We start from the raw sequence: 12,396 nt of genomic DNA, 5'->3' as shown, positions 1-12,396 counted from the left end.
ACACGGGTTGGCGGCCACGTTTTTGGGTGGTTCATTTTTTTGGCGGCGGGGGGCGTGGGGCCCCCCCGCGCCTTGCCGTATTCATTAGCGTAAGCAGGCTCCATCAGCGTACGCCGATGAATAATCCGCTTCGCAGCGTGCGTCGTGAGAAGCCCACGCGGGAAGCGGGTTTTGACGAAGGGTGTTGTTTGAACTGACTCTCATCTTGAAACCTGAAGGAGAAAATGATGGCATTAGCCAAGAAATCCGTCGCAAAGAAAGCTGCAGCGAAACCAGCTGTTAAGAAAACGGCTGCCAAGAAGGCAACGGTAGCGAAGAAGGCGCCGGCAGCCAAGAAAGTTGCAGCCAAGAAAGTTGCCGTGAAGAAGGTTGCAGCCAAGAAAGTCGCAGTGAAGAAGGTTGCAGCGAAGAAGGTTGCAGCCAAGAAGGTTGCAGCCAAGAAGGCTCCGGCGAAGAAAGTCGCGGCCAAGAAAGTTGCAGTGAAGAAGGTTGCAGCCAAGAAGGCTCCGGCGAAGAAGGCAGCGGCCAAGAAGGCGCCTGCTAAGAAGGCTGCTGCTAAAAAGGCGCCTGCCAAGAAGGCTGCGGCTAAAAAGGCCCCTGCCAAAAAGGCTGCCGCTAAAAAGGCCGCTGCTAAAAAGGCGCCTGCTAAGAAGGCACCTGCCAAAAAGGCGGCCGCCAAGAAGGCTGCGCCCGCCAAGAAGGCTGCCCCTGCTGCGAAGAAGGCCGCCGTAACTGCTGCACCGGCTGCAGCTCCTGCTGCAGCACCCGCTCCGGTTGCTAAAAAGGCTCCGGCCAAGAAGGCTGCCGCTGCGAAGAAGACGGCTGCTGTAGCACCGGCAACGACGGCAACGACACCTGCAGCGCCGGCCCCGGCTGCAACGGTCAAGACGGCGTTGAATCCGGCCGCTGCATGGCCGTTCCCGACGGGCAGCCGTCCGTAAGCGCAGGCTGTAACAGTACTGCGGCAGTGCCTCGACACACGCGATGTGTCTCGTGACCGCGTAGTGCTACGCGGTCCAAACCCGCTCCCGGCGATAGCCGGCAGCGGGTTTTTTATCGGCTGCCGGATGTGGAGAGGGTGAAGCAGCGGCAGGTCTCTCAGCAAACACGCATCAAAAGACATCTGAGGCACACCTGATTCATCGATGAAAAAAAGCGCATGTGCCCGAAGGTGCATGCGCTTTTCTTGCTTCCCCGGCATGATCGATGCAATCACGCCGGCACGTTGTTCATCCGTTAGTGCGTCACTCGTTAGTGTGTCACTCGCGTCACACCGCCGCTCGACAACAACCGGACGCGCTCACCCGCCTGAAACACTTCGCCGGTCGCGGTTTGCGTAATGGCACGCATGTCGCCGTTATCGAGGCGCACGGTGATCTCCAGTCCGTTCTGGGTGGCGACGCCGTTTTCGACCGCATTGCCGGCCACCGCACCCGCGATCCCGCCGATGATGCCTGTCACGATCGAGCCACGCCCACCGCCGAGCGCGCTGCCTGCCACTGCGCCCAGTGCGCCGCCGCCGATAGCGCCAAGCCCGCTAGGCTGGCCGTTGTTCGTGCTGATCTTCACGCCGCGCACGCTGTCGACGGTACCCATGCGGACCGTCTCTTCGCGCTGGGCTTGCGACGCGGTGTAGACGTCGGGCGAACTGCTGTTATAGGCGCATCCCGTCATGGCGACGGTACTAATCAGCGCTGCTGCCAGCGCCATACGACTTGTCATCTTCATTCTTCACTCCACAAAATTACAGCAGGCTGTTGCCCGAAAAAGCCAACAGCCTGCTAGACCACGTCATTGCCCCAAGCGTCGCCCAAATCCGCTTCAATGACTCATTTCCATCCTGCTCATTTCAACCTTCTGGATTGCATCGATCAAAACCGTTAGAGCGCCGAACCAAAAGCCAGTTCGAAGCGCTCGCCAATCTCGGCGCGGGTGGGCGCATACGTCTGCGGTCCCTGATGTTCGATTTTCAGCGCGCCCATCAGGCTGGCGAGACGACCGGTTTTTGCCCAGCCCAGCTTGTTCTCGATGCCGTACAGCAAACCACCGCGGAACGCGTCGCCGCAACCCGTTGGGTCAACGACTTTTTGTGCCGTCACGGCCGGAATTTCTTCGATACCGTCAGCGTGCAAAATCTGCGCACCATGTTCGCCGCGCGTAATCACGAGCGCTTGCACGCGGCTCAGCATTTCTTCGATCGACCAGCCGGTCTTGTTGCTCAGCAATTTCGCCTCGTAATCATTGACTGCCACGTAAGTGGCGAGTTCAATCATGCGACGAAGTTCCACACCTTCGAGAATCGGGAGGCCCTGGCCTGGATCGAAGACGAAGGGCACGCCCGCCGCCGCCAGTTCCTCGACGTGCTGACGCATGCCGTCAGCGCCGTCCGGTGCAACGATGCCCAGCGTGATGCCCTTGGTTTCGCCAGCGTGGTTCAGGTGCGAATCCATCATCGCGCCGGGGTGGAACGCGGTGATCTGGTTGTTGCCGAGATCGGTCGTGATGAAGCATTGCGCCGAGTGCTGGTCGGGCAGCACGCGCACATATTCTCTCGACAAACCCAGTGCATCGAATCGATCGAGATAAAGCTGGGCGTCGGCTTCGCCGAGTGTCGCCATGATCTTTGGGTCGCCGCCGAGCAGGTTCAGCGCGTAGGCGATGTTGCCCGCGCAGCCGCCGAAATTACGCCGCATCGTGGGGACGAGGAAGCTGATGTTCAGCTGGTGCACCTGGTCCGGCAGGATGTGGTCGCCGAAGCGGCCCTGGAAAGTCATGATGTTGTCGTAGGCAAGCGAGCCGCAGATGAGCGTAGACACTGGCGAATTCCCTGAAATTGAATTGATCGAAGTGCGTCGATGAAAGTTGCGCGCAGGCTTGAGTTCCTGTGCACCGTGCATGCCTGCATGAAACGCTGCGCATTCGTCACGCGGCGGGTTTTCCACCTCGTCACGGATGCGCATGGCCGCTTGCAGCCGTGGCAGGCGAAGCCGCTAAGGCTGACTAAATAACCTGTCTTGCTTCGGGTGTTTATCCGGCGCGGCGAGGGGCGAACCTAGATCGGAATCGAGATGCGCTTCGCCGCTCGGAGAATCGCGGGCCTTAATCGCCCGCGACCCGCGTTCTTCGATGCTTACTTCAACGCGGCCAGCGCTGCGTCGTAGTTCGGCTCGTTCTTGATTTCCGGCACGAGTTCCGAGTACAGCACCTTGTCGTCTTCATCGATCACGACGACTGCGCGCGCCGTCAGGCCCGTCAGCGGTCCGCTCGTGACATCGACGCCGTACGCCTTCGCGAAGTCATGGCCTCGGAACGTTGATGCCGTCACCACATTTTCGATACCTTCCGTCGTGCAGAAGCGCGTTGCCGCGAACGGCAGGTCGCCCGACACGACCACGACCACCGTGTTGTCGAGGCCGGCTGCGGCAACGTTGAACTTGCGCGTGGAGGTGGCGCACGTCGGCGTGTCGAGGCTCGGCACGATGTTCAGGACCTTGCGCTTGCCGGCGAAGCTTGCCAGCGTCAGGTTGCCCAGATCCTTGCCGACCAGGGTGAAATCGACTGCTTTTGCGCCGGCTGCCGGGAACGTGCCTGCCACGTCGATCGGGTTGCCGCCGAGGGTAACTTGGCTCATGTCTACTCCAGAAAGTGTCTGATGTTCAGGGAATATGCGCGTCGTTCGGCCGGGGACGGACGAGCGACACGCGCGGGAAAAGCGACTGGCTAATTATAGAAACGCGCGGAAAAACGCGTCGGAAGCGGTCAAGCGGAAAGGCGTGTAGCGGACCCGCGTGAGCAGACGCGCGTAACTCACCAACTTTCAGGGATAAAAAATCTGCACACGATAATTCGCCGCGACCGCGTCGCCGGTATCGAGCCGAACGATGACTGGCTGCGTACTGCGGGCGGCGAGACCTGCGCCGATCGCCGTGCCCGGACGCGCGTAGTCTTGCGGCCACAGGACGCGCCTGATCGCGACGTTGTTCTTGTCGTCGAGGAGGGTGAGCTCCAGCGCCGGATAGGCGATCGCCACGTCGAAGCGATTGCGTAGCGAGAGTTTCAGTTCAAGCTTGTGCGACCCATCTACCTGACGCAGACCGGAGTTTTCAATCTGCAAGCCGTCGATATCCCGCGGCGGCTCGACCACGCAGCCGATCTGCTCGCACGCTCGCGCGAAGAGCATTTGCGAGGCGGGCCAGTAGACCATCACGGTCTCCCGTTGCCACCACGCGACCTGCGCGATCAGCGTGACAAGCAGTGCCAGCGCGATCAGCGACCCGATGATCTTCCACGCGATTCCAGAACGGTCCGGCGCACGCGTTTCACGAATGACCGGGAACGGCTCGGAGGTGGGCGCAAAAGCAGGTTCAGACGACGCAGCCGCGTTGCCAAAGCGCGGCTCGGCCGGGTCTGCTGCCCAAGGCGCAGTGGCCGCCATGCGGGTATCGACAGGTTCGACAGGACGGCGCGGCGGGGGCGTTTCCGGCTCTGCTTGCGGCGTGCTCCGGCCGACAAACGGTTCGGTGCGCGACTCTGCACGGGACTCGTTCAGTGCCTCGTTTTCAATACGGCCGATGAACGGATCGGTGCGCAATTCCTTCGGCGAATCGCCTTCGATGCGAGCCACGAAAGGATCGGTGCGCGGTGCGGTGCGCGCGGGGGAATCTGCGGGTGCTTGAACTTGTGGTGCGTCCGCCTTAGCGCTATTCACCGGCTGCCACGGAGATTCGATGCGGTCTTCCGCCGGAAGCTCGCCCTCCGTCCGCTCGCGCGAAACTGCGTCAGCGGCGGCGCTTCCAGCGAGTGGTTCAGCGCGCTCAACCGGAGTGGGTTCTGCTTCGACCTGAGGGGCGAGGGCTGTTTTGGGGACGAACGGATGCAGGGGAATGCCGAGCGCGTCACGGTTGTCGCCGGAGACCTCCGCACTCGACTTTTCCGCCCACGGGCTTGCCGGATCTACGCCGTAGTTAGGCGCGGTTGCAGCCAGCGCGGCCATGACGGTTTCGTCGCGATCGAACTGATAATGCGCTGCATCGAAGATTTCCTGACAATGACCGCACCGCACGCGGCCGTCGTGCGGTGCGAGCAAATGCGGGTCCAGACGGAAAACTGTTTCGCAGTGGGGACAGCGGGTTGCCAGCGCCATATGTAGCCGAAGGCCAGAGGCCGGTAGATGGACGATGGCGCTATTCTAAAGGCTTTCGCGGCGGGTACCGGCAAGACACACCCAGCCTTCGTGTTCCTGCCACACGCTGATGTCGATCCAGCGTGCATAGACCGCGGCAACTTCATCGGCTTGACGGGCCAGAATGCCCGACAAAGCAATGCGACCGCCCGGTGTCACGCGGGCTGAAAGCATCGACGCCATCAGCTTGAGCGGGTTCGACAAGATGTTCGCAACCACGATATCGAATTGCCCTTCGGGGAGATCGGCGGGCAGGCCGTAGGTGACATCCGCGTGATTGCGCTCGCTATTCTGGCGCGCGGATTCCACCGCTTGCGGATCGATATCAATCCCGATCACCGGGTTCGCGCCGCATTTCTTCGCCAGGATCGCGAGGATGCCGGAACCGCAACCGTAATCGAGCACGGACTGGTTTTGTTGAACCGATTGCTCGAGCCATTCCATGCACAGCCGCGTAGTCGGATGGCTGCCGGTACCGAACGCGAGACCTGGATCAAGTTCGAGCACGAGCGCGTCGGGATCGGGCGCTGCATGCCACGACGGCACGACCCAGATCCGCTTGCCGATAGGGATAGGGTCGAACTGGGATTGCGTGAGGCGCACCCAGTCCTGATCTTCGACATCGCGCAACGTGAAGGCCGGCGTGTCTTTCAAGCTGATCTCATTGGCCGCGGCCGCAAGCAGCACGGCGGGGTCGACGTCATCGGCGAGAAGGGCGACGACCCGCGAGCGGTTCCACGCCTTTTGATCCGGCGTGAGGCCGGGCTCGCCGAACAATGGCTGCTCGTCGGGGGTATCGGCGTCGGCGTCTTCCACCGATACCGACAACGCGCCCAAATCCAGCAGCGCATCCGACAACGCTTCCGCGTGTTCCCGGTCCAGTTCGGCGATCAATTCCCGGTAGCTCATCTTCTTGAAACCTTGCTTAATGCGTTATTGCGCCGCGTCTTCCGCAGCGACGGCAGCCGCCGCCTTGCGCGCGGCGAGCTTGTTTTCGAGGTAATGAATGCTCGTGCCGCCCTCGACGAACTTCGCGTCGATCATCATCTCGCGATGCAGCGGGATGTTGGTCGAAATGCCTTCCACGACCATTTCGGACAACGCAATACGCATGCGGTTGATTGCTTGCTCACGCGTCGCGCCGTACGAGATCAGCTTGCCGATCATCGAATCGTAATTCGGCGGCACGAAATAGCCGTTGTACGCATGCGAATCGACACGAATTCCCGGACCGCCCGGCGAGTGCCACGACGTGAGGCGTCCCGGCGACGGCGTGAACTTGAACGGATCTTCCGCGTTGACCCGGCATTCGATCGCGTGACCGCGAATCACGATGTCCTTCTGGCGGAACGCGAGCTTTTCGCCGGCAGCAATGCGAATCTGCTCCTGCACGATATCGACGCCGGTAATCAACTCCGTCACCGGATGCTCGACCTGCACGCGCGTGTTCATTTCGATGAAATAAAACTCGTTGTTCTCGTACAGGAATTCGAACGTACCCGCGCCCAGATAGCCCATTTTCTTGCAGGCATCGGCGCAACGATCGCCAATCCGCTCGATCAGGCGGCGCGCAATACCCGGTGCCGGTGCTTCTTCAATCACCTTCTGGTGACGGCGCTGCATGGAGCAATCGCGTTCGCCCAGCCAGATCGCGTTACGGAACGAGTCGGCCAGAATCTGGATTTCGATGTGCCGCGGGTTCTCCAGGAATTTCTCCATGTAGACCTGCGGATTGCCGAACGCACGGCCAGCTTCCTCGCGGGTCATGTTCACCGCGTTCACCAGCGCCGCTTCGGTGTGCACCACGCGCATGCCGCGCCCGCCGCCACCGCCAGCTGCCTTGATGATCACCGGATAACCCACGGCGCGCGCAATCTTCACGATTTCCTTCGGATCTTCGGGCAACGCGCCCTCAGAACCCGGGACGCATGGCACGCCCGTCTTGATCATCGTTTGCTTCGCGGAGACTTTGTCGCCCATCAAACGAATGGTTTCCGGACGCGGTCCAATGAACACGAAGCCGGATTGCTCGACGCGCTCCGCAAAATCCGCGTTTTCCGACAAGAAACCGTAGCCGGGATGGATCGCTTCGGCATCGGTGACTTCGGCCGCGCTGATCAGCGCCGGCATGTTGAGATAGCTGAGATTGGACGGAGCGGGTCCGATACACACGGCTTCATCGGCCAACTTCACATACTTCGCTTCTTTATCGGCTTCCGAATAGACGATGACCGTCTTGACGCCTAGTTCGCGGCACGCGCGCTGGATTCGGAGCGCGATTTCACCACGGTTCGCAATGAGGATTTTTTCAAACATAGCAAGGTTTCGACTCATCGATGGAACGCCGGGACGGTTGCCCGCGGCGGTCCTGGGAGATCGGCGGCGCGTCTCGCTCGTCAGTCTGAGTAATCAAACTATTCCAGCGAGCGCCCGAGTGCTGCGGCCACCGGATAGACGCATGACAGCTGAGTGCGCTTTGGTCCGGCGGCATCGCGGGGAAATTAGTCGCCGATCAAAAACAGCGGCTGACCGTACTCGACGGCCTGGCCGTTCTCGACCAGGATTTCCTTCACGACGCCCGACTTGTCCGACTCGATTTCATTGAGCAGCTTCATTGCTTCGATAATGCAAAGCGTCTGTCCTTCCTTGACCGTATCGCCGACCTGCACGAACGCGTCGGCGCCCGGCGACGGCGCGCGATAGAACGATCCGACCATCGGCGATGTCACCACATGACCTTGCGGCACGACGGCGGCGGGCGTAGCCGGGGCGCCGGCGGCAGCACCCGCGTTGCCTGCTTCGCCCGGCTGACCGTATTGCGGCGCTTGCTGCATCGGTTGCTGCATGTACTGCGGAGCCTGCATGTAGACCGGCGCGGCATTCTTGACGATGCGAACCTTGCCTTCGCCTTCGGTAACTTCCAGCTCCGAGATGCCGGATTCCGAGACTAGGTCGATAAGCGTTTTAAGTTTACGAAGGTCCATCGAAAATTCCCCTTTCAATGCTTGGTGACCGGAAGCTTTTTCCGGTGCTTGACTTGGTAGTTGGGTGCCGCTGACGGGAGCGTTGTCCGATGCTGCAGACGCGGCCTCCGCATCACGTTGTGCAAGCAATTCAATTGGCTTGAGCGGATCGCGGCTCAAGCGCGTGGCTTCTCAGCTGACTGTCCAGCTGATTTCACCGCAGCGTTCGTAGCAAGACGCTCGAGGGCGAAATCGAGCGCGTACAGATAGCCTTTCCAGCCCAGGCCGCAAATCACGGCTTCGGCCAGATCGGAGAAATAGGAGTGATGCCGGAAAGCTTCCCGCTTGTGCACGTTCGACAAATGAATCTCGATGAACGGCAGCGCCACGCCCGCAAGGGCGTCGCGGATCGCGACGCTCGTGTGCGTATAGGCAGCGGGATTGATCAGCACGAAATCCACCTGTTCGGTCCGCGCTTGCTGAATGCGGTCCACGATCGCGCCTTCATGATTGCTTTGAAACGAAGACAATTCCGCGCCGGCCGCCTGTGCCGTTTCTGCGAGCGCCTTATCGATATCTGCCAGCGTTACCCGCCCGTAGACTTCCGGTTCGCGGGTGCCTAGCAGATTAAGATTTGGGCCGTGCAGGACCAGCAATCGAGACATAGTGGCTTTGGTTTGTGCGGAGTTGGGCGCACTTTAGCGCCCTTTAGAGAATTTTGTCTAGTTTTACGGCACGGCTAACGCCCGATTCAAGGGGCAAAGCGGGTCTGATACCCGCATTTTGCCCGTATTTTCCTGCAAAGTTTCCGGAAATGACGGCATCTCCCCGCGATCGATATCGATTTGCGGAGGATCAAACGGCCGTCTTATAAGGCGTCGAGCGTCGCTTTCAGCTCTTTTGGATCGACTTCGCCGAGTTTTGTCGAACGAATCACACCTTTGGCATCGATCACCACGGTGAAAGGCAGCGCGCCCGCGTTATTGCCGAAACTGCGGGCAAGATCGGCGCCGCCGAAGCCGGCAATATAGATGGGGTAATCGACGGGTACCTTCTGGAGAAATGCATTGACGTTTTTCTCGGAATCGACGCCAAGTCCAATAAACGTAATCCCTTTCTGTTCGTATTCACGATGCATCGCGGCGAGCGTCGGCATTTCCTTCACGCAGGGGCCGCACCACGACGCCCAGAAATTCACCACGACCGGCTTGCCCTTGAACGAAGCGAGTGCCTGCTGCGTTCCGGCGGCAGTTTGTAACTGCGCTTTCCAGAGATCATCGACGGCATTGCCGCTTGCTTTCGTGGTGCCTTCGGATGCCTGGCTCGTTTCACCGCCCGTCATCAGGTGGCTGGCGTAAAAACCGCCGCCGGTTGCCGCAATGGCGATAACGACGGCGGCAACAATGCGCATTGAATTCATAGGGAGCTGGTCGGTGTGGGTGCGGGCGGCTCGTCGAGCAATGCGCGTACGGCGGCGGCGCTTGCACGCGCAAGCTTGCCTCGGCCGTCCGCGCGAACGGCGCCGCGCAGGTCGTTGGTGTCGTAGAGCGCGATGTGAATGCCCATGGGCTCTTCGTCGCGCGAGGGGCGCGTGAGGAAGCTCAGGGTTTCAACGTAACCGCGGCCGGCAAAATGCCGCGTCTCGGAGACGTCGTATTGAACGTTCGCGTTCAGCAGGTAAATGGCGACTTCCTTGGGGTTATCGCAGAAGCATTGCAGGTGGATGTCCGAGTGTTCGCCTGCTGTGCCATTCAGCACGGCGCCGGTCAGATACGGGTTGAATGGCTGCAGCCGTTGCATCCATTCGAGCGCGACTTCGCGCATGCGGCGCAGGACGGCGGGCTGGCTTTCGCTCTGGAAGATTGCCTGATACTCGCGGATTTCGTCTTCGATTTGACCGTTATCCGGTAGCCATTCGCCGCCAATGCGTGTTTCGCCAACGACCTGGCGGGCGGCCTTGCGCTTCGCGGTGGAATAGTCGAGGCCGTCTTCGGCGATAAGCCGCGCCGCCGCGATGGCGATTTCTTCGCGTACGCGCAGCGGATCGAAATGTGATTTGCGAATCATGGCGGAATGATACCGGAGATAGGTTTTCGATCACGTCAGGGGGCTGGGGCCGGGGCGGTGCCGGCCCGCCGTCGGCCAAAACCAAGCCCATCCGTCGGTTACAATGTACCGCTCCGGGCGCCGGAATACCTCACTCATTCCCCCCGTGCTAACGGCCCCTCCCGCCACGAACACACGCTTTATGCACATTCACATCCTCGGTATCTGCGGCACATTCATGGGTGGCCTCGCGGTCCTCGCCCGCGAAGCGGGTCACCGCGTCACGGGTTGCGACGCCGGCGTTTATCCGCCAATGAGCACCCAGCTCGAGGCGCAGGGCATCGAGTTGATCGAAGGTTATGGCGTGGAGCAAATCGCGCTTGAACCCGATTTATACGTGGTGGGCAATGTCGTTACGCGCGGCAATCCGCTGATGGAAATCATCCTCGATCGCGGCTTGCCCTACACGTCCGGCCCGCAATGGCTCGGCGAGCATGTGCTGAACGGCAAGTGGGTGCTCGCGGTTGCCGGCACGCACGGCAAGACCACGACCAGTTCCATGCTGACGTGGTTGCTCGAAGATGCCGGCATGAACCCGGGTTTCCTGATTGGCGGCGTGCCGCTGAATTTCGGCATCTCGGCACGGTTGACGGATTCAAGCTTCTTCGTCATCGAAGCCGATGAATACGACACTGCTTTCTTCGATAAACGCTCCAAGTTCGTTCATTACCGGCCGCGTACGGCGGTGCTGAACAACCTCGAATTCGATCACGCCGATATCTTCCCGGATCTGGGTGCTATCGAGACCCAGTTTCATCATCTGGTGCGTACCGTGCCGGGCGTCGGCCGGATCGTGACGAATGGCCGCGAAGCCGCGCTCGAGCGCGTGTTGACGCGCGGTTGCTGGTCGGGCGTGGAGCGCTTCGGCGTGCAAGGCGGCTGGGAAGCGCTGCCCGCGAGCGATGGCGTTGCCGTCGACGAGCGGTTCGCCGTGTACTGGGAAGGCGAGCGCCAGGGCGTGGTCGACTGGCAAGTGCAAGGCGAGCACAATCGAATGAATGCACTGGCGGCGATCGCGGCGGCGCGTTCAGTGGGCGTTCCGCCCGCGCAGGCGACGCAATCGCTGAGCACGTTCCGGAACGTGAAACGCCGGATGGAAGTGAAGGGCAGCGTGGACGGCGTGACCGTCTACGACGACTTCGCGCATCATCCCACCGCGATTGAAACGACAGTGGCGGGATTGCGGACGCGTATCGGCGCGAATAGCCGTATTCTGGCCGTCCTCGAACCGCGTTCGAACACCATGAAACTCGGTACGATGAAAGCGCAATTGCCGGCCAGTCTCGCTGATGCCGACCTGGTCTTCGGCTACGGCGCGCACGAAGGCCGCGACAAACTCGGTTGGGATCTGCAAGCGGCACTCGCGCCGCTCGGCGATAAAGCCCAGGCATTCAGCGACCTTGCGATGCTCGTCAAGTCGATCGTCGCAGCGGCGCGCCCGGGCGACCACGTGCTGGTGATGAGCAACGGCGGTTTCGGCGGCGTGCATCAGAAGCTGCTCGATGCACTGTCGGCGCGGCCGGCAACGCGGCCCGAACCCAAGGAGCGGGTGTGATTCTTTATCTGCACGGCTTTCGGTCATCGCCACAATCGTTCAAGGCTCGCGTGATGCGCGCGCGGCTGGAAGAGCTTGGACTGATCGACGAATGGCAATGTCCGATGTTGCCGGTGTCGCCGAAAGAAGCCATTGCGCTGGCTGAAACGCTCGCGGCGCAAGCGCATGACAATGAAATCACGGTAATCGGCAGTTCGCTCGGCGGGTTTTATGCAACATGGCTCGCCGAGAAACACGGCTGGCGCGCGGTGCTGCTGAATCCGGCGGTCGTGCCGCAAGAGGACTTGAGCGGTTATCTCGGCGAACAGCCGTTGTGGCATGGCGGCGGCAGTATCGTGGTCGAGCCGCGTCATATTGATGAATTGCGTGCGCTTACCGTTACATCGATCACGCGGCCGGACCGCTACTATCTGATTGCAGCCACCGGCGACGAAGTGCTCGACTACCGCACCATGCTCGCGCATTACCCGGACGTGCGGACCACGCTGATCCAGGGCAGCGATCACGCGATCAGCGACTTTCCCAGTTACCTGGACCAGGTGCTCGCGTTCTGCGAGGCTCGGCCGCCCGCTGTCGCGGCCTGAAGACCC

General features: G+C 61.0%; 13 protein-coding genes. 3 read left to right on the top strand and 10 right to left on the bottom strand.

Annotation, left to right across the window (positions count from 1 at the left end):
- The first annotated feature begins 227 nt into the window (after positions 1–227).
- Positions 228–941 carry a histone H1-like repetitive region-containing protein gene (locus tag ACMX25_RS10070; RefSeq protein ID WP_414949680.1) on the top strand — a complete coding sequence of 238 codons (714 nt, stop codon included), beginning with the start codon at positions 228–230 and terminating at the stop codon, positions 939–941.
- Positions 942–1,251: 310 nt separating this feature from the next.
- On the opposite strand, the gene ACMX25_RS10065 is transcribed toward ACMX25_RS10070, so the two are convergent.
- The 10 genes from ACMX25_RS10065 to ACMX25_RS10020 form a co-directional block, all read right to left on the bottom strand.
- Positions 1,252–1,728, bottom strand: a complete 477-nt coding sequence (locus ACMX25_RS10065) for an outer membrane lipoprotein (RefSeq protein WP_414949591.1) — start codon at positions 1,726–1,728, stop codon at positions 1,252–1,254.
- Between the two features lie 152 nt (positions 1,729–1,880).
- Positions 1,881–2,816: a carbohydrate kinase family protein gene (locus tag ACMX25_RS10060; RefSeq protein WP_414949589.1), complete on the bottom strand. Its 936-nt coding sequence runs from the start codon at positions 2,814–2,816 to the stop codon at positions 1,881–1,883.
- Between the two features lie 314 nt (positions 2,817–3,130).
- Positions 3,131–3,631 (bottom strand): thiol peroxidase, encoded by a 501-nt coding sequence (tpx, locus tag ACMX25_RS10055; RefSeq protein ID WP_414949587.1) that lies wholly within the window; start codon positions 3,629–3,631, stop codon positions 3,131–3,133.
- A gap of 186 nt (positions 3,632–3,817) precedes the next feature.
- Positions 3,818–5,143: a DUF3426 domain-containing protein gene (locus tag ACMX25_RS10050; protein WP_414949586.1), complete on the bottom strand. Its 1,326-nt coding sequence runs from the start codon at positions 5,141–5,143 to the stop codon at positions 3,818–3,820.
- 45 nt (positions 5,144–5,188) lie between these two features.
- Positions 5,189–6,091, bottom strand: coding sequence for a 50S ribosomal protein L11 methyltransferase (gene prmA, locus ACMX25_RS10045; RefSeq protein WP_414949585.1), 903 nt, complete (start codon positions 6,089–6,091; stop codon positions 5,189–5,191).
- Between the two features lie 24 nt (positions 6,092–6,115).
- Positions 6,116–7,498 carry an acetyl-CoA carboxylase biotin carboxylase subunit gene (gene accC / locus ACMX25_RS10040; protein ID WP_414949583.1) on the bottom strand — a complete coding sequence of 461 codons (1,383 nt, stop codon included), beginning with the start codon at positions 7,496–7,498 and terminating at the stop codon, positions 6,116–6,118.
- 185 nt (positions 7,499–7,683) lie between these two features.
- Positions 7,684–8,166, bottom strand: a complete 483-nt coding sequence (gene accB, locus ACMX25_RS10035; protein ID WP_414949582.1) for an acetyl-CoA carboxylase biotin carboxyl carrier protein — start codon at positions 8,164–8,166, stop codon at positions 7,684–7,686.
- 155 nt (positions 8,167–8,321) lie between these two features.
- Complete coding sequence (gene aroQ, locus ACMX25_RS10030) at positions 8,322–8,810, bottom strand: type II 3-dehydroquinate dehydratase (protein ID WP_414949581.1); 489 nt, start codon at positions 8,808–8,810, stop codon at positions 8,322–8,324.
- 203 nt (positions 8,811–9,013) lie between these two features.
- Complete coding sequence (locus tag ACMX25_RS10025) at positions 9,014–9,565, bottom strand: TlpA family protein disulfide reductase (RefSeq protein WP_414949580.1); 552 nt, start codon at positions 9,563–9,565, stop codon at positions 9,014–9,016.
- Positions 9,562–10,212: a UDP-N-acetylmuramate--alanine ligase gene (locus tag ACMX25_RS10020; RefSeq protein WP_414949579.1), complete on the bottom strand. Its 651-nt coding sequence runs from the start codon at positions 10,210–10,212 to the stop codon at positions 9,562–9,564. The genes ACMX25_RS10025 and ACMX25_RS10020 overlap by 4 nt, the downstream gene beginning before the upstream one ends.
- Positions 10,213–10,393: 181 nt before the next feature.
- Between ACMX25_RS10020 and mpl the strand changes: the two genes are divergently transcribed.
- Both mpl and ACMX25_RS10010 read left to right on the top strand, forming a co-directional pair.
- A complete protein-coding gene (gene mpl, locus ACMX25_RS10015) occupies positions 10,394–11,806 on the top strand; it encodes a UDP-N-acetylmuramate:L-alanyl-gamma-D-glutamyl-meso-diaminopimelate ligase (RefSeq protein ID WP_414949578.1) in 1,413 nt (470 codons plus the stop codon).
- Complete coding sequence (locus ACMX25_RS10010) at positions 11,803–12,390, top strand: YqiA/YcfP family alpha/beta fold hydrolase (RefSeq protein WP_414949577.1); 588 nt, start codon at positions 11,803–11,805, stop codon at positions 12,388–12,390. Before mpl ends, ACMX25_RS10010 begins: the two co-directional genes overlap by 4 nt.
- The last annotated feature ends 6 nt before the right edge of the window (positions 12,391–12,396 follow it).

Source organism: Caballeronia eucalypticola (assembly GCF_047608185.1).
Classification (GTDB): domain Bacteria; phylum Pseudomonadota; class Gammaproteobacteria; order Burkholderiales; family Burkholderiaceae; genus Caballeronia.
Note: the sequence above shows the minus strand (reverse complement) of the source record. Positions and strands in the feature narration are given on the sequence as shown.